The organism is Bradyrhizobium manausense, from assembly GCF_001440035.1.
Taxonomy (GTDB): domain Bacteria; phylum Pseudomonadota; class Alphaproteobacteria; order Rhizobiales; family Xanthobacteraceae; genus Bradyrhizobium; species Bradyrhizobium manausense.
This window is the reverse complement of sequence record NZ_LJYG01000111.1, coordinates 98,462-119,824: the sequence shown is the minus strand read 5'-3', so window position 1 is coordinate 119,824 and position 21,363 is coordinate 98,462. Positions and strand designations below refer to the sequence as shown.

General features: G+C 61.2%; 18 protein-coding genes and 1 pseudogene. 9 read left to right on the top strand and 10 right to left on the bottom strand.

Annotation, left to right across the window (positions count from 1 at the left end; translation table 11 throughout):
- The 5 genes from AOQ71_RS36090 to AOQ71_RS36070 form a co-directional block, all read right to left on the bottom strand.
- The coding region (locus AOQ71_RS36090; RefSeq protein ID WP_245317338.1) for a cytochrome P450 at window positions 1–1,101 on the bottom strand (1,101 nt) is incomplete at its 3' end.
- 30 nt (window positions 1,102–1,131) lie between these two features.
- A complete protein-coding gene (locus AOQ71_RS36085) occupies window positions 1,132–2,211 on the bottom strand; it encodes a transglycosylase SLT domain-containing protein (RefSeq protein WP_057757450.1) in 1,080 nt (359 codons plus the stop codon).
- A gap of 221 nt (window positions 2,212–2,432) precedes the next feature.
- A complete protein-coding gene (locus tag AOQ71_RS36080) occupies window positions 2,433–3,485 on the bottom strand; it encodes an NAD(P)H-dependent flavin oxidoreductase (protein ID WP_057757448.1) in 1,053 nt (350 codons plus the stop codon).
- 107 nt (window positions 3,486–3,592) lie between these two features.
- Entirely contained in the window at window positions 3,593–4,117 is a 525-nt protein-coding gene (locus AOQ71_RS36075; RefSeq protein ID WP_162268452.1) for a GNAT family N-acetyltransferase, read from the bottom strand.
- Between the two features lie 16 nt (window positions 4,118–4,133).
- Complete coding sequence (locus tag AOQ71_RS36070; protein WP_057757445.1) at window positions 4,134–7,013, bottom strand: ATP-binding protein; 2,880 nt, start codon at window positions 7,011–7,013, stop codon at window positions 4,134–4,136.
- A gap of 269 nt (window positions 7,014–7,282) precedes the next feature.
- Between AOQ71_RS36070 and AOQ71_RS36065 the strand changes: the two genes are divergently transcribed.
- Together AOQ71_RS36065 and AOQ71_RS36060 are read left to right on the top strand one after the other, a co-directional pair.
- A complete protein-coding gene (locus AOQ71_RS36065) occupies window positions 7,283–8,116 on the top strand; it encodes a type 1 glutamine amidotransferase domain-containing protein (protein ID WP_057757443.1) in 834 nt (277 codons plus the stop codon).
- 41 nt (window positions 8,117–8,157) lie between these two features.
- On the top strand, window positions 8,158–8,883 hold the full coding sequence (locus tag AOQ71_RS36060; protein WP_057757441.1) for an alpha/beta hydrolase: 726 nt from the start codon (window positions 8,158–8,160) through the stop codon (window positions 8,881–8,883).
- 76 nt (window positions 8,884–8,959) lie between these two features.
- On the opposite strand, the gene AOQ71_RS36055 is transcribed toward AOQ71_RS36060, so the two are convergent.
- From AOQ71_RS36055 to AOQ71_RS36040, 4 genes are all read right to left on the bottom strand, one after another.
- Window positions 8,960–10,057 (bottom strand): ABC transporter ATP-binding protein, encoded by a 1,098-nt coding sequence (locus AOQ71_RS36055; protein WP_245317337.1) that lies wholly within the window; start codon window positions 10,055–10,057, stop codon window positions 8,960–8,962.
- A 4-nt stretch (window positions 10,058–10,061) separates the two neighbouring features.
- Window positions 10,062–11,225: a carbohydrate ABC transporter permease gene (locus AOQ71_RS36050; RefSeq protein WP_063958339.1), complete on the bottom strand. Its 1,164-nt coding sequence runs from the start codon at window positions 11,223–11,225 to the stop codon at window positions 10,062–10,064.
- Window positions 11,226–11,242: 17 nt separating this feature from the next.
- On the bottom strand, window positions 11,243–12,283 hold the full coding sequence (locus AOQ71_RS36045) for a carbohydrate ABC transporter permease (RefSeq protein ID WP_057757437.1): 1,041 nt from the start codon (window positions 12,281–12,283) through the stop codon (window positions 11,243–11,245).
- A 126-nt stretch (window positions 12,284–12,409) separates the two neighbouring features.
- The gene (locus AOQ71_RS36040) at window positions 12,410–13,885 is read right to left on the bottom strand and encodes an ABC transporter substrate-binding protein (RefSeq protein WP_057757435.1); all 1,476 of its coding nucleotides are present in this window, start codon (window positions 13,883–13,885) and stop codon (window positions 12,410–12,412) included.
- 399 nt (window positions 13,886–14,284) lie between these two features.
- Here AOQ71_RS36040 and AOQ71_RS36035 point away from each other — a divergent pair, with 399 nt between their 5' ends.
- The 4 genes and pseudogenes from AOQ71_RS36035 to AOQ71_RS36025 all read left to right on the top strand — a co-directional run.
- The gene (locus AOQ71_RS36035) at window positions 14,285–15,766 is read left to right on the top strand and encodes a serine hydrolase (protein ID WP_083514748.1); all 1,482 of its coding nucleotides are present in this window, start codon (window positions 14,285–14,287) and stop codon (window positions 15,764–15,766) included.
- 519 nt (window positions 15,767–16,285) lie between these two features.
- Window positions 16,286–16,576 (top strand): hypothetical protein, encoded by a 291-nt coding sequence (locus tag AOQ71_RS45680; RefSeq protein WP_157083774.1) that lies wholly within the window; start codon window positions 16,286–16,288, stop codon window positions 16,574–16,576.
- A 119-nt stretch (window positions 16,577–16,695) separates the two neighbouring features.
- Window positions 16,696–17,091 (top strand): PilZ domain-containing protein, encoded by a 396-nt coding sequence (locus AOQ71_RS50475; protein ID WP_083514747.1) that lies wholly within the window; start codon window positions 16,696–16,698, stop codon window positions 17,089–17,091.
- 293 nt (window positions 17,092–17,384) lie between these two features.
- Window positions 17,385–17,522: pseudogene (locus tag AOQ71_RS36025) on the top strand (adenylate cyclase); the annotation flags it as partial.
- Window positions 17,523–17,611: 89 nt separating this feature from the next.
- Here AOQ71_RS36025 and AOQ71_RS46480 read toward each other — a convergent pair.
- Window positions 17,612–17,773, bottom strand: coding sequence for a hypothetical protein (locus tag AOQ71_RS46480; RefSeq protein ID WP_083514745.1), 162 nt, complete (start codon window positions 17,771–17,773; stop codon window positions 17,612–17,614).
- Between the two features lie 865 nt (window positions 17,774–18,638).
- On the opposite strand from AOQ71_RS46480, the gene AOQ71_RS36020 reads away from it, so the two are divergent.
- The 3 genes from AOQ71_RS36020 to AOQ71_RS36010 all read left to right on the top strand — a co-directional run bounded on the left by AOQ71_RS36020 (window position 18,639) and on the right by AOQ71_RS36010 (window position 21,248).
- A complete protein-coding gene (locus AOQ71_RS36020) occupies window positions 18,639–19,199 on the top strand; it encodes an NADPH-dependent FMN reductase (protein WP_057757430.1) in 561 nt (186 codons plus the stop codon).
- Between the two features lie 71 nt (window positions 19,200–19,270).
- On the top strand, window positions 19,271–20,521 hold the full coding sequence (locus AOQ71_RS36015; RefSeq protein ID WP_057757429.1) for a M20 family metallopeptidase: 1,251 nt from the start codon (window positions 19,271–19,273) through the stop codon (window positions 20,519–20,521).
- Between the two features lie 61 nt (window positions 20,522–20,582).
- Window positions 20,583–21,248, top strand: coding sequence for a trimeric intracellular cation channel family protein (locus AOQ71_RS36010; RefSeq protein WP_057757428.1), 666 nt, complete (start codon window positions 20,583–20,585; stop codon window positions 21,246–21,248).
- Window positions 21,249–21,363: the final 115 nt, after the last annotated feature.

The window sequence follows — 21,363 nt, the reverse complement described above, 5'->3', positions numbered from 1 at the left end:
GTCATCGACGAGCTCGAGTCCCCTGGCGCGCGCGAACACCGTCGGCAGCGCGACGTCGGCGATCATGGCGCGCGAGGCGAAGGCGCCGGCGCAGAAATGCGGACCGGCGCCGAAGGCGACGCTCTTCGAGGTGTCGCGCCGCACGTCGAACGCGTCGGCGCGCTCAAAATGCTTCTCGTCGCGATTGGCGGAGCCGAACATCAGGAACACGCGCTCGTCAGTCTCGAACGACACGTCGCGGATGCTCCACGGCTTTGCGATGCGCCGCGGCGACATGCCGATCGGCGAGATCCAGCGGGCATATTCCTCGAATGCCTGCAGCCATGACACTTCGCCTTTGCGCACGAGGTCGAGCTGCTCGGGATGCGTCAGCAACGCCCACACCGTGCCTGATATCGCCTTGCGCGGCTCGTTCTGGCCGCCCGATATCGCGAGTTTTACATTCGCGCGCACGCTCTCCATGTTCATGCCGGACGCAAGGAGCACGCCCAGAATGCTCTGGTCGGGGTTCTTGCGCATCACCGGCAGGATGTCGTCGATCGCCGCATCGATGCTGGACGTCGCAGCGTGGCAGCGCGCCTCGACCGCGGGATCGCCGCTGTAATTGGCGATGCCCTCGATCATGCCCTGCGACCAGGCATCCATGTCGGCGAAGCCGATATTGGTGAGGCCGGTGATCGACTTCAGGCACTCGCCGGAGAACGGCAGTGCGAAGTCGGCCATGAAATCGATCCGGCTGCCGGGTTCGAGGGAATCGAGAATGCGATCGGCATGGGCCTGGAACAGCGCCGTCCAGTGCGCCTTCACCGTCTTCGGTGACACCGTCGGAAACATCGCGCGCCGCTCGATTTGGTGCGCTTCGCCATCCTTGCGCATCATGTTGTGTCCCATCAGCCGGTTCATCAGGCCGGCGGGCTGGTGCGAAGAGAACACGTCGATCTGCTTCTCCGAGATCGAGATGTCGTCGCGGCTGGTCAGCAATGTCGAGCCGAGCTGCGGCACGAAGGCGATCGGCGCCTCTTTCCGCATTCTTGCCAGCATCGGATAGGGATCGTCCCAGAACGAGGTGGGGTCGATATCGACGCGCGGCGCGGTGCTCAAGGCGGGCTCCCTGGATTTTCGCCGGCCAGACTAGCGAACTCCGCTGCCCACGTCTGTCCCTGGCGACACGGATGGGTTCGCCGCCGCTGCGGCGGTCGCCACATATTTGGTGTAGAATTCGGCAACCCGGCCGCGCCACATACCGACGAACGCTTCCGACGTCACGTTGTCCACCGATTTCCAGCTACGCTTGAACGCCGGAAGTGCATTGCCCCAGATCGCGCGCTTGCACCACCTCTCGCCCTTCTCCTTGCCTTCGCTGGTGGCGCACATGGATTTCCAGGCGGTGCGAGCGGGCCGGCTGATGTGCTCGGCGGCGCCTTCCCAGCCTTGCTGATGGATCAGGTAGAGATCGCTCATGTCCGGCTTGCGGTGCGTGATCCACTCGAACTGGACGCCTTCGGTAATGATCTTGTAGGCGGCCGCAACGGCATTGTCCCGGGGATTGCGAATATTCCCGAAGCCGAACTTGCCGAACTCATATTGGCTCAGTTGAAACAGGCCGATATACGACCCGGTGCGTTGATTGGGGTTGAAACCGGATTCGATCTTGGCAACCGCCATCATGAAATTGAAATCGAGACCAAAGGCATCGGCAGCGCGCTTGATCTCTTCGGCCGGCGTTCCAACCGGGATGTCCTTGAACGCACGCAAGACGGTCTCCGCCGGCTTCTCTGCGGGCGGCACCTCGGACCAGATGTAGTAGATCAGATAACGGAAATCCGGCGTCGTCGCCGCTTTCGGAGCATCCTCGGAGGCACCGCGTGCTGCCGGCAGCGGCTGGACGATATCCTGTTCCAACGACGCCAGTTTCGGCCCGACGGGTTCGTCGGCGATTTCAGTTCCGGTGCTCAAGGGCCCGGGGGCTGCCAACGTCACCGACGACGTCACCGAGCCAAGCTCTTCTTTTTCTGCCCGAAGCGCTGCTGCAAGTCTGGCGGATGCTTCTGCGTAGAGCGCCGGCGTCACCATGTCCGCTGGGGCCGGCACGTTCGCTGCCGCTTGCGGGATGACATCAGGCATCGTCGCGGCCGGTCTGTTTGCGCCGGCCAGATAGAACCCCACGGCTGCGATCACAGCCACGATGCAGCTGGTCTGCCAAACCTTCATTGCCCGAAGTCTACGAATGGCTTCTGTCCGAAGGTTGTTTGCATGTTCCTGCGGCCGGTGGGTTTAAGCCTCTTTCGTAGAATCTTAAGGTTTAAATGTGGTGAACGGAGCTACTTTCGGCCCCGTCAGTCCCCGAGATGTCCCGTTTTGGGTCAAAAGCGGGGCAGCCCCCGGGGCCCATCTGTTGCCTCCTAGAAGCGGAGCTGTCCGATTGCTGGGGCTCAGCGACCTCTTGTTTTGGCAGCGTGCAGCTCAATGGGACGGCGCAGAAATTCCTCTGCCTCCTCGGCCAGTTCGCGAACGATTTCTCTCGCCGGCATAATACGCGTCACTGCGCTGACCGATTGGCCGGCATAGAGGGCCATCGCATCGACGTGCCCTGTTGCGGTTCTGTCCGCTACGGTTGCCGCAAAGCGTGGAACGGTACGGTGCGATCCGCCGATGTCAACCACGCTCCCAATGCTGTCTTCCTGTAGCGCCTCAGCTGCTTCAATGGCGGAGCGCAAGACGCGATGCTGGGCTTCGGGCCATCCAACATGGAACGTGCGAGTATAGATACTATCCTCGGCTCTCGCGGCGATAAGCGCATCGACGTAGATGGGATGGACATCCGCCTCGGCGGCAGCAACAAAGCGCGTCCCCACGCGCACGCCGGCTGCGCCAGCGGCCAGCGCAGCGGCCATTGCGCGGCCGGTGCCAATGCCGCCGGCAGCGAGAACAGGAATCTCGGGCACGGCGTCGAGCACCTCGCAAAGGAGATGCATGAGCCCCACTGTGCCGCGAACATGACCACCCGCCTCGATCCCCTGCGCGACAATCATATCGCATCCGACAGCTGCCGCCTTCCGGGCCTCGTCGGCCGACCCGACTTGCCACGATGCCAGCGCACCTTGCTCATGGACAATCCGGACGAACTCCGCACTCGGATCGCTGTAGAAGAACTCGACAACCCGGCCAACCTTGGCAGCTTGCTCAACACACTGGTGCGCGCGGGATTGCGAAGGGGCGCCGCCCGGTCGGATAATGAAGTTTACTCCGAATGGGCCACGGGTCAGTTCCCGCGTACGATGGAGAAGGGGGGCGAGAGTCGTTGGATTGAGGCCGGCGCGCGCGGTCCCGAGCATGCCCAAGCCGCCGGCTTCGGAAACGGCGGCAGCTAGTTCCGGCGAGCCTACCGCTCCCATGCCAGCGAGCTGAATCGGGATCGTGCACCCTACCAGTTTCGTGAAACGTGTACTGAGCATCGCGCGCTCCAAGCGCTTGGTATGCCGCATCCGCGCCTCCGAGCTTACCACGATGCGGTTCGCCTGTGGTGACAAGCTGGCCAATCGACGGACAGCACAACGGGTCGGCTACGGGCCCAACACGCAAGTCTCGCCGATCACAACTCTCTGACCAGTTTGGGAAGCATTCTGCCTGGTATCGAGCCGGATGGGGCGAAGCCGCAGTCCTTGGCGCCCATGCGTCGATAGGATGGTGCGGCGTCCGGGTCGGCTTCGATCAACATGCGCGAGGCACCCATTCGAGCTGCTTCGCCGATAGCCCAGTGGAATAGCTTTGTTCCCACACCGCCGCGAAGCATGGTTGGTTCGACGAACAGCTTCAAAAGGTCTGCTTCGTCGCCGGTCACCTTTATCTGGGCTATGCCGACAATCCTGCCGTTCTCTTCCGCCACGGCAATCGTACTCGACTGCGTTTCACCGGGTTCAATGGTGAGTTCGCTGCGGCAGGCTTCGATGAAGTCCTGGTCGTAGCCCCAAACAGCTTTGGACCGGAGGCACAAGGCAGAGAGTGCCGGCAGCTCTTCAACCTGGTGCGGTCTGAGAACACACGACACGAGGCTCGCTCCGATCGATTGGCCTCTGATACCACATCCCACCAGCGAGCCGACGGCATCTTCGCTCACGAGCGTGGCTTTCTCCCTACGCGCAAGCTCGCGCACCCTGCAGCAGGTGCGACGCGGCAACGAGATCCTGGGTTTGGAAGCCCTCGGTGAACTCTTCGTAAAGCGGCCGAAGCAACCGGATGGCCTTCGGCCTGCGGCCGGTCGCGATCCAGCGCGCGGCAAGATCGGTGGCGATGCGCAGCTCGAATGTCTTGGCTCCTATCGCACGGGCTTCAGTGAGCGCCTGAAGCAACAGGCTTTCGGCAAGCTGCGGTTCACCTTCATGAAAGAGGACGGACGCCTCGACCCGCCAAAGCTCCGAGCGGCACCAGCGCTCTCCCTGATCTTCCTGATGGCGGATAGCTCTTGCGATCGCCTTGCGGGCCTCCACAATCCGCCCTTGTCGCAGATAGGCGCGGGCGAGAGTGGCGAGATAGCTGCCGATCCGCATCAGAAAACGACAGTCGATCAATTCCTCGATCGCGGCACGGATGTCCTCCACCGCCTCGCGATCCCCGCGCAGATCGCGCAGGCAGGCCGAGAAATAGCGTTCGACCGCAATCCAGCGCGAGATGCGCTCCCGCTCCAGATTGCGACGAAGCCGCTCGGTGTAATGCGCGAGCGCCGCCAAATTGCCTGACTCGAGCGAGACCGGAAGCGCGGCGAGGCCAAGCGCATTCGACTGCGACACCCAATGACCGCCGCGATCGGCGGCCTCGACGGCATCGTCAGCCAGCTTCGCCGCATACTCGGCTTGCCCCTGCATCCACGCCACGAAAGGCAGATTGAAGCGAACCGTGATGAACCGATAGACCTCGTTCGCATCTTTCCGCGAACGGCCCTCGGCCAGCGAATAGGTGGCCGCGAGACGATCCAGAACCAGGCGGCTTTTGCTCAATTCGCCGGCGAAGGCGTGGGCCCAGGCCCACGCCCGATCGGCTTCGGATGTCGCCGTCAGGTCGCGGTCCCGATCGGCCAGCGCCGTGGCTTCGTCAAGGTAGGTCAGCGCACGCGGGATCTGGCCGATCTGCAGCAGGTAAAAGGCAAACCCAACCAATGCACGTTGCTGGTACTCGACGTTTCCGGCGCTTCTTGAGAAGGCAATGGCATCGAGCCATGCAAGCTGGTTTTCGTTCGAGAGCTTGCGCGCGTAGAACAGGCTCCATCCCAGCGCGCAAGCGAGCTTTGCCCGCAGCAGATCGTCACAGGCAATGGACTTGGCCAGGCCAAGCGCGAACTCCAATCGCGACTGCGCCTCGGAGAGGATCGAGGTCTCCGACCACAAGGTGATGCCGGCAACCGTCAGCCTGATCCCGAGAACGGCATCGCCCTCCTTCCCAAACGCCCATGACAAGGCGGCCCTCAAATCGGCGATGCGACCAAGATAGCGCTGCGTCCAATCGGCCGGTTCGCGCCAGTTCCACTCCTCCTCGGACTGTTCGAACACCGCAAGAACGCGCTGTGCATGACGGTGCAGAGCCTGCCGGCAAGCCGGATCAGCCAAAAGGCGCTCCGCTGCGTAACGTCTTGTGCTGTCGAGCAGCCGATAGCGGAGGCTGGCTCCCTGCGCCTGTGCGTTCAGCAGCGATTTGGCCACCAGGCTGCCGAGGCCAGTGACGACGTCGACCGGCGTGAGCCCCGCCGCCTCGGCGACGAAAACCGCATCCTCGGCCTCGAACGCGTCACTGAACACCGACAGCAGGCCGAACAACCTGGCTTCCCTCGGCGACAGCAGCTTGAAGCTCCAGTCGATCGTCGCCATCAGCGTCTCATGTCGCGGAGTCGCGCCGTCGGTGACGGGGGCGCGGAAGCCAAGGGTCTGATCGAGCTGCGCCACCAGTTGGCGAGGCGTGAACCTGCCGATCTGGGCTGCCGCCAATGCGATGGCCAGAGGAAGGCCGTCGAGGGCGTGGCAGATCCGGGCGATCGCTTCGCAGTCATCATCGACGAACTGGTAGTCCGACCATTCTGCGGCGCGGCGGACAAACAGCTGCACACCGGGGAATTTGATGGCCTGATCAGTCGCCAGGGCACAACCAGGCCCCGGCAAGCCAAGCGGACCCAGCCGCACCAGATGCTCGGTGGGAGTGCCGAGCGGCTCCCGGCTGGTGGCCAGCAGCCTGGACGACGATGTGTCCGTCATGAACCGGCCGGCGAACATGGTGGCGGCAGGTAACACATGTTCGCAATTGTCCAGAACGACCAGCATCTGCCGCGACCTCAAATAATCCATGACGGCAGTCGTGGCGTTGTCCGAATTGCCCCTGATGCCGAGCGCCGTGACCAGCGCGGTGCCAAACAGCATCGGATCGGAAATCGTCGCGACGTCGACGAAGCACACGCCGTCGCGGCAGCTGGATGCGAAGACCCGTGCCGCTGCGGTGGCGACAGTTGTCTTGCCGACCCCGCCTGGCCCGGCCAGGGTGACATGCCTGGTTTCGATCAAGGTCCGGGCAAGATCGGCGATTTCGGCCTCGCGGCCGACGATGTCGCGCAACAAAGGCGGCCTGGACACATAGGCCGGCTCCGTGCTGACAGGATCACCCTCGATCTCGCCGATGCTGGCTTGCACCTCCGCGATAAATTTGTAACCGCGCCGCGCCACCGTCGCGATGTAGGCGGGCTCGACCTGCGTGTCGCCGAGCGAGCGCCTCAGGCTCCACATATTGACCTTGAGATTGCTGTCGTGGAGGAAGGTGCCGGGCCAGGCGGCCTCCATCAGCTCATCCTTGCTGACGAGCTCGCCGGAGCGCTGCACCAGCGCCTGGAGCAACTCGAAGGCGCGGCCGCCCATTTTGACCGGCTGGCCATCGAGAAGAAGAAGTTGGCGGCGCGGCACCAACCGGAATGGCCCGAAGGAAAACGTCAGTTCCTCCCGACGTCGGCCGCTTTGCAATGTCTCAGTGGTGGTCCGCATTCTCACTGCCAACCGATGGCACAGTTCCCTAGGCTATCATGCGTCACAACCCCGCTGAACAGAGCGATTTTGAAAAAGCACGATTGCAGCGAGCAAGATGTCGCGGAGTCCAAAGCGCTGCTTTTGCTCCGGCGCTGCCGTGAACGGCGGATTTACCTGATTTAACCGGCTCGCTCCGCCCACGGGCCTATAGTCGTCGGGTCGGAGAAACGACGCGAGGCCAATCGGCTCGGCGAGGAGTCTCCACACTCAAGTCAGGAATCAGCACAATGTCCAAAGGAAAAGTCCTTGTGGCCGGGTCCAATGCCAACAGGATCGAGATCAGAGGCGGCGGCACCGGCCCGACCGGCCAGTATCTCAACGAACTCGTCGTGCCGGTGATGGCGCTGGTCGACGCCGGGTACGACATCGCCTTCGCGACGCCTGATGGCAGCAAGCCGCACATCGATCCCGCTTCCGATAAGGTGGTGCATTTCGACGATGAAAAGGCGTATCGCCGGGCGCGGGAGTTCTACGACACCAGCCCGGTCCTGAACAAGGTCTCGACCCTGCGCGCCCTGATCGACGGCGGGCTCGACCAATATGACGGGTTCTTCGCGCCGGGCGGACAGGCGCCGGTGGTCGATCTCATGCAAGACGGCGATCTCGGCGAGATCCTGCGCTTCTTTCATGCGCATTCGCGGCCAACGGCATTCCTTTGCCACGGTCCGATCGCATCCATGGCCGCCCTGCCGCGCCCGAAAGAGTTTCGTGCCGCACTGATCGCCGGCGATACCGCGCGAGCGGCCGAGCTCGGCAAAGGCTGGCCATATGCCGGCTACAGGATGACGGTCTATTCACGCAGCGAGGAGAAGCCGATCGAGGAGCAGATCCTGCATGGCCAGCTCTATTTCGACATGCCCTCCGCGCTGACGATCGCGGGCGCAGAGGTCAACACCGGGCCGGACTTCGCGCCCCACGTCGTCGAAGATCGCGAGATGATCACCGGCCAGAATCCGCGCTCCGACCATCCTCTGGCGAGTGCGCTGATTGCTGCGCTGGACCGCCGCCGCGTCAACACGAAAGCTTCGAACGTTTCGTCAGCCGAAAAGGTATCGCCATGAAACACCTGATAAAACACCTGATCCTTGGAGCCCTCCTCGCCATGTCCGTCAGCCTTCCCTCCTCCGCCCAGACGCGCGCCGGCAAGCCCGTCTCGATCGTGCTGGTGCACGGGGCCTTCGTCGATGCCTCCGGCTGGAAGCCACTCTATGACAAGCTGACCGGCGACGGCTACGAAGTGCTTCTCGTGCAAAATCCCACCATCACGCTCGATGGCGATGTGTTCGCGACCAAGCAGGCGATCGCCAGAGCCACCAAGCCGGTGCTGCTGGTCGGACACTCCTATGGCGGCGCTGTCATCACCGAGGCCGGGGTCGATCCAAAGGTCGCGGCCCTGGTTTACCTCGCGGCATACGCTCCTGACGCAGGCGAGTCCGCGTTCGATGTGGCCTCGAAACCTCACGCCGGCGAGCCAAGCGCGCCGCTGCTGCCACCACAAGACGGCTTCCTGCTCGTCGACCAAGCTAAGTTTCCGACCGCCTTTGCGGCGGATGTCGATCCTTCGCTGACGACCTTCATGGCTGCGGCGCAGGTGCCCTGGGGGCTTGCCGCGGTGCAGACCAAGATCACCAATCCGGCCTGGAAGCAGAAGCCGACTTATTTCATGCTGACGACGCAGGATCACATGATCCCGCCGAGCCTGCAGCGCGCAGGGGCCAACAGGGCGGGCGCTCAGCTTCGCGAAATCCAGAGCAGTCACGCGGTGATGTTGTCGCATCCGGACGATGTGGTCGGCTTTATCGAGCAGGCCGCCGAGGCGATCAAATAGCGGGGTGTCGCGTGGCGATGCGGCGCCGGGCGGTCGGCGCCGCATCGGCATGTCGCGGACCTGCGCAGCTGTCCGCTTACCGCACGCGCGCGCCGCTTTCGGCATCGAAAACGAACGTGCGTGACGGCGTCAGCGAGACACCGATGCGCTCGCCTTGCCTGCCGGCAAACTGCTTGGGGGCCTTCACGGCGATGAAGTCGCTTTCGACCTTGACCGTCACCAGCGTATGGTCGCCGATCAGCTCGTTGGCGTAGATCTCGCCCTTCAGATCGCCCTTGTCGGGCTCGACGATGGTGCAGTCCTCAGGGCGCACCCCGAGGACGGCCCTGGCGATCCTGCCTGACACCGGTGATGTCAGCCGGGCGCCGTGGCCCATGAAGGCTGTGCCGTCCAGAGCCCCATGGATGATATTCATCGGCGGCGAACCGATGAATTGGGCGACGAACAGATTGGCGGGATCATTGTAGGTGTTCGCCGGCGTGTCGAGCTGCTGCAAGACGCCCTTTTCCAGGATCGCGACCCGGTGGGCCAGGGTCATGGCTTCGATCTGGTCGTGCGTCACATAGATGGTCGTGATGCCGAGCGACTGCTGCATGTGCTTCAGCTCGGCGCGCATGTGACCGCGAAGCTTGGCATCGAGATTTGACAGCGGCTCATCCATCAGAAACACCGAGGGGCGGCGGATGATGGCGCGGGCAAGCGCGACCCGCTGACGCTGACCTCCGGACAGCTCACGGGGATAGCGATCGAGCAGGCTCTGAAGTTGAACCTGGGCGGCAGCCTCCTTGATCGCGGCGGCACGCTCGGCTTCGGGAACGCGGCGAACCTTGAGCGGAAAGCCGATATTCTCGGCCACGGTCTTGTGCGGGTAAAGCGCGTAGGATTGAAACACCATGGAGATGTCGCGGTATTTGGGCAAAATGTCGGTGACATCGCGGTCGCCGATCAAGACGCGACCGGCGCTGGCGGTCTCAAGCCCGGAGAGAATGCGCAGCGCAGTGGTCTTTCCCGATCCGGACGCGCCGAGCAGCACCAGGAATTCGCCCGGCGCGACCTCCAGATCGAATTCCTCGAGCACCTTCACGCTCCCGAAAGATTTCCGCACCTTGTCGAAACGGACCGGGACCTGGCGGACCGGGAATTGGCGAGCGGCGGCCGACATCGCTTTGTTCATCCGCTCATCCCTTGACCGCGCCAAGCAGGACGCCCTTGGCGATATAGCGTTGCAGCACGATGGCCATGATGATCACCGGCAGGATCATGATCATGATGATGGCGCACATCTCCCACCAGAGAATGCCCCGCTCGCCCGTGTTCTTGGCGGCAACCATGATCGGCATGGTCAGGGCCCGCGCGGTGGTGAGGAAGATCGCAAAGAGATACTCGTTCCAATTGAGGATCAGCGTCAGCAGGGTGGTTGCAGCGAGCCCCGGACGGGTCAAGGGCAACACGATGTCCCAAAAGATCTCGAAGCGTGACGAGCCGTCGAGCTGTGCCGATTCCTCCAGCTCAACGGGAAGATTGGCGAAAAAGTCGTGCATGAGCCAGACCACGATCGGCAGATTGGCGACGGCATAGACGATGATCAGCGCGAAGTGCGTGTCGATCATGCGGACCGACTGAAACATCATGTAGACGGGAATGATGACGACGATCGGCGGCAGGATGCGCTGGGATACGATCCAGAACAGGATGTCGTTGTTTCCGAGCGTGGTCTTGAAACGACGCCCCAGGCTGCGGGCCAGAAGGAAAAACAGAGCGAGGCCAGTGGTGCCTGAAATCGCCCAGTGAACGTCGAAATAATTGGACGCGACGATGGCCGACAGGGCCAGCAGCACGAACATCACGATATTCCCGAACTTCGGCTTGTAGCTGATGCGCGCCAGCGCGTATGCGGCCATGGATCCGACCGCAATGCAAAGCGCGGTGGCGCCGAAACTGATCACAAAGGAATTGGTGTAGGCGAGGTAAACCTTGCAAATCTGCGGCTCCATCCTTTCGATCTTGATGACGGGCGAAACAATGAAGGCGACGAGATTGTTGAGCAGCAGGACAAGCTGGCGGCCGATCGAATAGGCATCGCAATAGGGGTCCGTTGCGAATTGCGCCGTCCAACCCTTCAGCGTCGGCTGGAAATCGACAAAGGGCATGAAGAACGGCCCGTTATTGACGGTCCAGGCATCCTTGAAGGCGGTAATGACCACCCAATAGATCGGAAACAGCACGAACAGCGACCAGAACAACAGGATGGCCCAGGCCACAAGGTTGGCCACCGGGGACATCTTGCCCACCGCAGGCGGCTCGAACAGCCGTTGCCTGAGGGACCGCTGCGGCTTGGACATCCTGTCAGTCGCCCCGCTCATGCCCGCGCCCTGCGCAACCGTTTGACGACCACATAGTTGAAGAACGAGGAGCACACGACCACGGTCAATATCAGGAGAAGATATGCCACGGCGGCAGAATCACCCATGTTGTTGGACCGCCAGAGAAACAGCGAATGCAATGTCATCGACTCGGTCGCGATCCCGGGCCCTCCCGCCGTCATGATGTTCGGCAGATCCACGATCTTGAACGCCTCGATCATGCGGATGAGCATGACGGTTGCCGCGACCGGAAGGATCTGCGGCCAGGTGATTTCGCGGAAGATCTGGAAGCTGGAGGCACCATCGACCTGAGCGGCCTCGACATGATCCTTGGGCACGTTCTCCAGTGCGGCCAGCAAGACGATGAAGATGAAGGGGATCCACTGCCAGGAGTCGCCCAGGATGACAAACCAGCGCGCGGCCCAGGCGTCGGTCGACCAGGCCCAATTCCCAAGACCGACCAATTGCCAGAACGGCTGGAACGGACCTTTGGTCACATCGAGAATCATCTTGAAGGCATAGCCGACCCCGAGGGGGGTGATCATGAGCGGGATGAAGAACAGCACCCTGAAGAAATTCTTGCCGCTCACGGGCTGCGAACACAGGAAGGCCAGCATCAGGCCGATGACGAACTGGATGGAGCAGCCGACGACGACATAGAACAGGGTATTGAGCAGCGTGCCCCATTGATTGCCTGACAGCAGCGTGGCGGCGAAGAGAAGCGCGATGAACATCGCCATGGCGGCGCTGATCAACCGCCCGGCGAGGCCGACCCAGCCGACGCCGCTGACGACAGCGCGATAGAGCCACCACAACAGAGCGCCGGCAATCAGGAGGCTGAAGACCCAGCCGGCGACGCTCATGGTCGTGAAGCGGCCGAGGAAGTGAACCTGCTGGTTGCCGGCAAACTGGGCCGCGAAGTTCTCGAACCAGACCGTCCGGAATTTGAGACCGGTGGCGGAGAACCTGACATGACTGATCGCGAAGACGATCGTGTAGAAGGTCGGGAAAATCGCAAAGAGCAGGACGAGTGTCACGGCTGGCGCGATGAAAAACGTTCGCGAATGGCGGTCAAACCATTCGCCCCAGCTTTCGCCCCGAGAGAGTCCAGCCGGGGAAATCCCCGGCTGGCTCGTAACTGTAACCTCAGACATCAGGCTCGCTCACTTCGCAGGACCGACAGCGAGCGCCATCTGCTTGACCTGCTCGTCGCGGCCGAAGTCCTTGGTGATTTTCTCCCAGCCGGCCTCGATGTTCTTCAAGGCCTCGTCCACCGTGATCTCGCCGGCCATATAGCGCGCCAGCTCCGTGTCGAGCACAACGCCGGTGTACTGCTGCGCACCGGGAATCTTGAGGTCCGACGCCATGTTGGGGTTTTTGAGGGCATCGTTGATGGCGCCCATGTAGTTCTTGGCGAGGCCCTCATCCATGCCCGATTTCACCCAAAGGTCCGTGCTCTTGAGCTGGCTGAGGCGGTAAGGGTTGAAGCCTGTCCAGCCCATGGTCACGTCGACGTTGGATTGCTCTTTCTGGCTGATATACGACAAGAAGTCGTAGGCCGCCTGCTTGACCTTGGGATCGGACTTGGCGTTGACGGCGCCTCCCCAGCCGCCAAAGGCCGAGAACGGAGCATAGTTGACGCCGTCGATCGCATAGGGTGCGGACTCCTTGCTGACCGGAACAAGCTTGCCGGTCTTGCGGTCAAGAACTTCCTTCGAACCGACATTGGTGGCGTAGAGCTTGTTCTTGATCCCCTTTGCGTCGTCTTCGAGCTGGAGCGGACCCGGATCGCCCCATTCGATCAGAAGGCCGCAGCGGCCCGACTTGAACAACGCCCTTGTGTCGCCGATGTCCATGTTCAGTTCTTCCGGCGGTCCGTATTTGCTTGTCTCCTTGTAGAGCTCGAACGCCTTCTTCCAGCCGTCATTGTTGATCAGGGGCTTCATCGTGGCGTTGTCGAACTGAAAGCCCTGGGCCGTGCCCTGGGTCTGAACGATCGTCGAAGCGATCGTCTGCACGGCGAAATAGCTCTGCGCGTTCCGTTTCTTGAAGATGCAGGAGCCGTAGCCGGGCTTGCCGTCACCGCTCATGTCCTGGCCGTTGATCGCCTTGGCAATGGCAAGATAGTCGTCCCAGGTCTTGGGCGGCTGCAGATTGTTCTTTTCCAGGATGTCCTTGCGATAATAGACCATCTGGAAGTCGCCATCGACCTGGATCACCATCGTATGCCCGCCGATCTTCTGGGCAAATTCGCGGAAATAGGGCGCGATGTCCGGGAGATCGATCTTGCTGTCCTTCGCGATGTAGGGATCGAGGTTTTCGAGCAGCCCAGCCGCCGCGAGCTCGACGCCCCAGCCGGCGGCGAAGACCGCAACATCAATGGAATTGGTTCCCGAGGACCAGTCTTGCTGAACCTTCGGGAAGATCTCGGCATAGGGCACTTCATTGACGATGATCTTGGCGCCCGTCAGCTTCTCGAACTCCTTGCCGCGCTGGGACACTGCGCCGGCGATGACAGGCCCCGGACGCGTCAGGATGTTGATCGTAACGCCGTCATACGGGCCGGCGCTGGCGATGCCCGACCAGGCGCACAAGGCGACGGCCGACGCAGCAGCTGTCGCAAGCTTCCGAATCTCCATAGGTCCCTCCCGTGTACATTTTTATTGAAGTGGCGGGNCACAACTCGCAGCCTACAGCATTTCGCCGCCCGGAAAAGCCGGAGCGTTGCTAATTTGCTTGATGGCGCGCCGTCCTTCCGGCCTGGACCCGGTGTGCAAGCGCAGCAAGACCGCGTGCAGGCATGGCCCATCAGCACCGCGCCGGCCGAGAAATGGCCTTCCACGGCGCCACCCACCTCGGCCTACCGAAGTCGGCGATGGGTCAAAAACGCGAAGACTTCAATCCGAGTTAGTCCGCCTTGCCACATGAAGCGAAGCTTGCCGAAGCGCTCCACGACCTCGCTGATCGGCCAACTGCAGAATCTTCTCGTTTACGCGGTCGGGCTAAGCTAAGGTCGATTGCTATAATGGAAGCAACCGATGATTGTGTCGCGATTACGCTTGTTGGCCGCATTGCTATGCGTCGCCGGACTGTGCTTTCAACCAGAAGAGATCGTGGCTCAGACGATGCCCTCGCCAGAAATCCAACGTCGTATCAATGATGTCGCCGCGTGCCTCAAGACGAAGGTCGTGGAGAAGGACGATCCTCATGCGTGTCAAGCGCTCCACGACCGCATGGCCGCTTATCGAGTGCCGGGCGTCAGCATTGCCGTGATCCATAATGGCGCCATCGAATGGGCGCAGGGATTTGGCGTCGCACAAGTCGGAGGCGGCCCCGTCACGGCCGATACCCTGTTCCAGGCCGGCAGCATCAGCAAGCCGGTCGCGGCGATGGCTGCGCTTCATCTCGTCGAGCAAGGCAAGCTGGCGCTCGACTCGGACGTCAATCAGGCACTGACCTCGTGGAGGATTCCCGCAAGCGCGGCCGCGCCAGGAGCCGTGGTTACGCTACGTGAGTTGCTCAGTCACACCGCCGGGCTCACTGTGCACGGGTTTCCCGGCTACGCGGCAGGTGCTCCGATTCCCACGCTCGTCCAAGTCCTGGATGGAGAGAAGCCAGCCAACACCGCCCCCGTTCGCCTGGAGGCTGCTCCGGGAAGCCGTTGGAAATACTCCGGCGGCGGCTACACGGTGATGCAGCAATTGCTGCTCGACGTCTCGCATCAACCGTTCCCCAAGCTCATGCACGACACTGTGCTGGCGCCGATCGGCATGGTCCGCAGCACCTACGAACAACCGCTGCCAATGGAGCTGCGCTCCGGCGCGGCAACGCCCTATAAAGCTAACGGCACCCCCGTAGAGGGCGGCTTCCACATCTATCCGGAAATGGCGGCTGCCGGACTTTGGACGACGCCGACCGACCTTGCGCGATACGCAATCGAGATCCAGCGTTCGCTGCGCGGGGACTCGAATCGCGTGCTTTCGGCTGAGATGACCAAGCAGATGCTCGTCGCCGGTCTAGGCAACCATGGTCTGGGTTTACCGATCGGCGGCTCGCCGGAGAATCCCTTCTTCTCGCACGGTGGCATCGACGAGGGTTTTGAAGCAGTGCTCGCCGCCTATGAGCAGAGTGGCGATGGAGCGGTCATCATGACCAACGCGCAAGGCGGTCAGCTATTGGCCAGCGAGATCCTGCGCAGCATCGCCTCGGTCTATGGCTGGCCGGATTTTCATCCGATCGTCCGGACGAGCGTCAAGGTCGATCCAGCCATCCTCTCGACCTACACCGGCATCTACGAGCTCACGCCCACATTCTCGCTCACCATCACCCTGGAGGATGGACAACTGATGTCGCAGGCGCCCCATCAGCGAAAAATCCCGCTCTTTCCTGAGTCTCAGAGCAGGTTCTTCACGAAGGTCGTGGACGCCCAGTTGGAGTTCTTCGCAACTGATGCCGCGCAAATCTCTCACCTTGTTCTTCACCAGAACGGCCAGGACATGCGGGGCGAGAAAAAGCAATAGCGGAGGTTTCAGCTTAGACTCGGTGGGCAGGCACCACGGATCGCGTCCGCTCTGAGCCATTCGCGTCGATTGGCCATGACCGCGACCACATCCGGCCTACCCCGAAGAGCCGACGCCAGGCCGAGGGTTAAGGTTCGACGCTAAGGGCCAAAAGGCGACGCGCCGGTCTGGAGCGCTATCCGTTTTGAATCAGGCGGCTTGAGCCCGCACTGACCGTCTGTGCGTCAGCAGCAAGCTGTAAAGTCCGAAGCAGCGGTAAATTTGATGGCACGGCGCCGCTTGCCGGTGACTGTCCCGCTAAGCCTTGAAAAATTTCATGAATAGTTCGCGGGTTTGCAGGAGCCGTCCGCCACCGAGTTGAACCACCCCTTGTTCGGAAACTGAAGGATCGCCACCGAATCCAGTTTCAAGGATCTACCGTATCTCGCCGAAAACCGATAGCGTTCCGACGAAAACTTAGGGTTGCGTTAAATTACTACCGTAATACTACATGCATATTTTGATTCTTGGAGGACAACGGTGTCCAAACTAGTCGATTTCCCGCGCGTTCGAGGGTTTTCTGCATTTCATCCCGCTGTTCGTCGGCTTCATGGACTCACAAACGTATTGTCTGATCTGCATGAAGTAGATCTTCAGAGCCAAAGAGACATGCGTCGCGCTCTATGGATCCTCGATCTTACCAACAGGTGCGTTCAGATCATTCTGTCTGACTTCAAGGATGATCCGTGTATCCTTGCATTCACTCAGCAAGCGGAACACCTGATCGATGACATCGCCCGTGCCCGTCAGATGGTTGATCAACTGAGCTGAGCTTTCGCGTGAAGCTACTCCAAGTAGGTTTCAGCCATGAAGCTTATTGCAACGCACGTATATCCGTATCTTGACGTTCAATCTTTAGATGAGCGTCAAGCGCGCGACACGTTATTTCGATGCGGCGAAAACTGCTTCCTGTTGCACATGACTCCGGGCGAAGGAGAGGAAGACCAATATTGTGGCTGGATAGCCGGGCGGCACTGCTCTGGATCAATCAGACGGTTGACGAATACGGATCAATTTGGGGGACTGCTGTAGCGGTTAGACCGATGGTTGAGACACGTAATGCACCGCGTGTTCGCACGGCTATGCCGGCGCACATCGAGAGAGCTGGAAAGAAGATCACCTGCATGATCCGTGATATCTCGACTTCGGGTGCGGCGCTGCAATTCTTTGACGGGACCGACCGAATACCCGCCAGCTTCGATTTGATCATCCCAGAGCACGGTCTGAAGTTGTCCTGTCGGGTGGCCTGGCGCGCACCCTTCCGGATGGGTGTAATGTTTCTCTGAAGGTGATGCCAACCTCCACGTTTTGTAAGTCAGTATTGACAGAATTAGTACACGGCGTCGGTCACCGTTCGCGTAGAAACAACCTCTGCCAGCACAGATTTGAGAACGGCCAACAAGTCCGCTTCGGGGCAATCGCGAAAGGTTTAGCCCAGTTAAGTTAGGCCCGATCTGACCCTGATAGCCGACATATCCTCAGCCGTGGGATGCGGCAGCGAAGGGCCACAAGTGGGCGTCAGGTTGGGCGCGCGTCTGTCAAAACGTGTTTGGCACTACCGTCTGATCCGTCGTACAGTGTACTATCGTTGGACGATATGCAGGACGAGATTATTGCGCGGCTCGCCAACGCGCTAGATGCTGAACTCATTGCAGCCGAGGCGCGGCGAGCCGAGCACTCTGTAAACCCCGACGTGATGGACCTTTATTTTCAAGGCAAACGCATGGACGGCGAGGTCGCAAGCACGAGGGAGCGGCCCGGCGCACGTTCACGCTAAAGAAGCCAGATGAGGGTGATGTGACGCACCTAATTGATCTGGTCCAATGGAAGCCGTAATGCGGCCGCGCGCTCCTCGCGATCCTTCTTGCGAAATTCGCTCTCTTGCCGCTCAAACCGCGCCATCTCGCGGCTCGCGGCTTCCAATAAACGGCTGCGTCGATCTTCCTGCAATTGCGTATTTTCCGTCATGTCGCACTCCCATACTGGCGACGATGCCACAACAGACAAGGCCGTCACCCACGAGAAGCTCTGTGCCCTAACATTACGGATTTATGACGGCTGCACTGAAGAATACTTTTCCTGCCGCATGTGTGCCGCTTCACATCTTTTACGTAAAACGACGCTAGCCTCCAACTGAACGTGCTTTTACGGACGTCAGTATTTTTCAGCAGTTGCAGCTCTTGGGGCTTATAATGAGTCGTCGTGGGCGGATTTGCGACCGTATGGTCATCTTGAACCAACGGGTCTGGCTTCTCAACTCTCAACTTGCAGAACTTCGGAATCTCCGCGCCCGGGTATTGGAGACTGTCGAGAGAAGCAGCCGCAAACGATCGAAAGTCCGAGGTGTTTGGGCCAAGCGGCGCAGGCGAACGCTCTAATAAAGTTCCCGTAGCTGTATGGCCGGTTAGGGTCATTCGTGTCGATTTGGCCGCGCTTTTGGGATGACCGGTCTAATCCCGGCTGCCGACGTACGGGACAGCGGAGCCGACCTTCGCCTTCGGGCCAATTCCGGACTCGTGAAGCGATAGGATTTATCAATGACCCCGTGGGCGGCGAGCACGGTGTTGTGTTGGAACAGCGCGAACCTCTGCAGGTTCGGGATGCAAGATGGGCTCACCAGCAAAGAAGTCGCTCAAAAAGGTCACAAGGGCTGGCATGTTCGGCCGGTCTTATTCGGAAGCACCAGAACGGTTCTGCCCGTTGAGGGGGTGACTTGCACTCCTACCGGACCAGCGCAGATGACGCTTTTCTGCTGAAGAATTAGGATGCGGCGCCGCTTGCGATTTGGTGAATTTGGCGCGTCCGCGATCAACGATGCCGAAGGAGGCATACCATGACGGAAACACGCGACGTCGCGGTGCTCGTTGGCAGTCTCCGGAAGCAGTCTATTAATCGCAAACTGGCGAATGCGCTAGGCCAGCTCGCCCCCGCGTCATTGAAGCTCAGTGACATCGAAATAGGCCAGCTCCCGATCTACAACCAAGATAGTGACGAGGCGCCGCCTGCTGTATGGACTTCTTTTCGTGAGCGCATCAGGGCTGCAGATGCCGTTCTCTTCGTCACGCCCGAGCACAACCGGTCAGTGCCGGCCGCACTGAAGAACGCGCTCGATATCGGATCGCGTCCGTACGGCAGGAGCGCTTGGAACGGCAAGCCTGGAGCAGTCGTCAGCGCTTCGCCGGGAGCCATCGGCGGATTCGGTGCTAACCACCATTTGAGGCAGTCTCTGGTGTTTCTTAACGTGCCAGCGATGCCGCAGCCGGAAGCCTATCTCGGCGGAGCCGACAAGCTCTTCGACGCTGATGGCAAGCTCGTCAACGAGGGGACGCGCAAGTTCCTGCAGCAGTTCATGGATGCATTTGAATCGTGGATCGTAGCCAACAGCAAGCGGTAACGGAAAAGCGACCATGGGCTATCCCAGACCGCCGCAAGTTAGCTCGGCGAAATCTCACAAGGATCGGAACCATGAGCGAGACCAAGGCTCTGCAAACCCTCGACGGAATGCTTCCCGATCTGGAAGCTGTCTATAAGGATGTACACTCGCATCCGGAGCTCTCCATGCAGGAAACTCGCACGGCGGGATTGGCGGCGGACCGGCTTCGCGCCGCCGGCTACGAAGTGACGACCGGTATAGGTAAGACCGGGGTCGTTGGACTTCTTCGAAACGGCCAGGGACCCACGGTCATGCTGCGCGCCGACATGGACGCGCTGCCGATTCAGGAAGCGACCGGCCTTGCGTATGCGAGCAAGGTGACGGCGACGGACAAGGACGGCAACACGGTGCCAGTGTCGCACATGTGCGGCCACGACATGCATGTCACATGGCTTGCGGGCGCCACTAAGCTTATGGCGGAAGCCAAGACCTCTTGGCGGGGCACGCTCATGGCGGTCTTCCAACCCGCGGAGGAAACGGGCGAAGGCGCGCAGGCCATGATTGACGACGGTCTGTTCAAGCGCTTTTCGAAACCTGACGTGATCCTGGGCCAGCATGTCATGGTTGGCCCTTCCGGCACGGTCGCCGGCCGCGCCGGCGCGATCACGTCAGCGGCGGACAGCTTGCAGATACGCCTGTTCGGACGAGGCGCGCACGGCTCGATGCCGCAAGCCAGCATTGATCCCGTCGTGATGGCCGCTTCGACCGTGCTACGGCTGCAGACCATCGTCTCGCGCGAACTGGCTGCCGCTGACGCCGCGGTGCTGACAGTGGGCGTCCTGCAGGCAGGCACCAAGGAAAACGTCATCCCGGACGAAGCCATCATCAAGCTGAACGTGCGGACCTTCGATGCCGGCGTGCGCTCACGGATGCTGGCTGCGATCGAGCGAATCGCCAATGCCGAGGCAGCAGCTTCTGGAGCGCCGCGGCCGCCGGAGATCACGACCATCGATCGCTACCCTCTGAACGTGAACAACCAGGAAGCCACCAGCCGGGTGGTGGACGCATTCCGGAGTCACTTTGGCGCCGACCGTGTCCGGGCGACAGGACCAGCCCCTGCCAGCGAGGACTTCGGTTCGTTCGGTTCAGAATGGCATGTGCCCTCGGTCTTCTGGTTCGTCGGCGGCACCGATCCGGAAATTTACGCGAAGGCCAAGCATGCGAATAGAATCAACGAACTTCCGGTGAACCATAGTCCCAAATTCGCCCCCGTTCTTCACCCGACGCTGCGGACCGGCGTCGAAGCGCTGGTCGTTGCCGCCCGCGCCTGGCTTACGGCATAGTGAACGCTAAGCGCCGGACCGCCCTCACTCGCTCGAGGGTTAAGGCAAGGAAAGCCGAGTGATGGACAAGCTGCCTGTCGTACTCGACCTGACCGGGACTTTCGTCTTCGCACTCAGCGGGGCATTGGCGGGGACCAAGCGCGGTCTAGACCTCTTCGGCGTCATGGTCTTGTCTTTCGCAGCAGGAAACTCGGGGGGTATCACCCGCGACCTCCTGATAGGCGCGGTGCCTCCGGGAGCCGTCGGCGACTGGCGTTATCTGGGCGTCTCGCTCGTCGCAGGGCTCGTCACCTTCTACTTCTCGCCCGTCATCGTCCGGATGTCGAACGCGGTACTTTATCTCGACGCAGCGGGACTTGCCCTTTTTGCCGTCACAGGCTCGTCAAAGGCGCTATCGTTCGGGCTCAATCCTGTGATGGCCACCGTCCTTGGAATGGTTACCGGGATCGGCGGCGGCATGGTGCGCGACGTGCTGCTCGCCGAGATACCAACCGTCCTGCGCGCCGACCTCTACGCGGTCGCTGCGCTGGCGGCAGCTGCCATCGTGGTGATCGGCCACGTGCTGCAGTTACCGGTGGCTGCGGTGACGACAGTCGCGCTGATCTCATGCTTCCTGCTTCGGGTCATGGCGATCAGACGTGGTTGGCGGCTTCCGGTGGCGAAAGGGGCCAAACGACAAGACCTCGGGATCCAGAAGGAAGACTCGAAAGCTGCCGGGCGTCGCTAGGCGGCTGAAGTCGCCGAGCGAGGCCCACGGCACGCTCCGCAGCCAAGCGAACGTATGCTGATGGTTGATCGGCCTTTGTCATTTCCGATCAATCCGAACGCCGCGCAACCCGCCG

Coding starts and splice junctions, on each gene's coding strand:
- AOQ71_RS36085 (WP_057757450.1), bottom strand. CDS start 2,211: ATGAAGGTTTGGCAGACCAGCTGCATCGTGGCTGTGATCGCAGCCGTG.
- AOQ71_RS36080 (WP_057757448.1), bottom strand. CDS start 3,485: ATGCGGCATACCAAGCGCTTGGAGCGCGCGATGCTCAGTACACGTTTC.
- AOQ71_RS36070 (WP_057757445.1), bottom strand. CDS start 7,013: ATGCGGACCACCACTGAGACATTGCAAAGCGGCCGACGTCGGGAGGAA.
- AOQ71_RS36065 (WP_057757443.1), top strand. CDS start 7,283: ATGTCCAAAGGAAAAGTCCTTGTGGCCGGGTCCAATGCCAACAGGATC.
- AOQ71_RS36060 (WP_057757441.1), top strand. CDS start 8,158: ATGTCCGTCAGCCTTCCCTCCTCCGCCCAGACGCGCGCCGGCAAGCCC.
- AOQ71_RS36055 (WP_245317337.1), bottom strand. CDS start 10,057: ATGAACAAAGCGATGTCGGCCGCCGCTCGCCAATTCCCGGTCCGCCAG.
- AOQ71_RS36050 (WP_063958339.1), bottom strand. CDS start 11,225: ATGTCCAAGCCGCAGCGGTCCCTCAGGCAACGGCTGTTCGAGCCGCCT.
- AOQ71_RS36040 (WP_057757435.1), bottom strand. CDS start 13,885: ATGGAGATTCGGAAGCTTGCGACAGCTGCTGCGTCGGCCGTCGCCTTG.
- AOQ71_RS36035 (WP_083514748.1), top strand. CDS start 14,285: ATGATTGTGTCGCGATTACGCTTGTTGGCCGCATTGCTATGCGTCGCC.
- AOQ71_RS50475 (WP_083514747.1), top strand. CDS start 16,696: ATGCGGCGAAAACTGCTTCCTGTTGCACATGACTCCGGGCGAAGGAGA.
- AOQ71_RS46480 (WP_083514745.1), bottom strand. CDS start 17,773: ATGACGGAAAATACGCAATTGCAGGAAGATCGACGCAGCCGTTTATTG.
- AOQ71_RS36020 (WP_057757430.1), top strand. CDS start 18,639: ATGACGGAAACACGCGACGTCGCGGTGCTCGTTGGCAGTCTCCGGAAG.
- AOQ71_RS36015 (WP_057757429.1), top strand. CDS start 19,271: ATGAGCGAGACCAAGGCTCTGCAAACCCTCGACGGAATGCTTCCCGAT.
- AOQ71_RS36010 (WP_057757428.1), top strand. CDS start 20,583: ATGGACAAGCTGCCTGTCGTACTCGACCTGACCGGGACTTTCGTCTTC.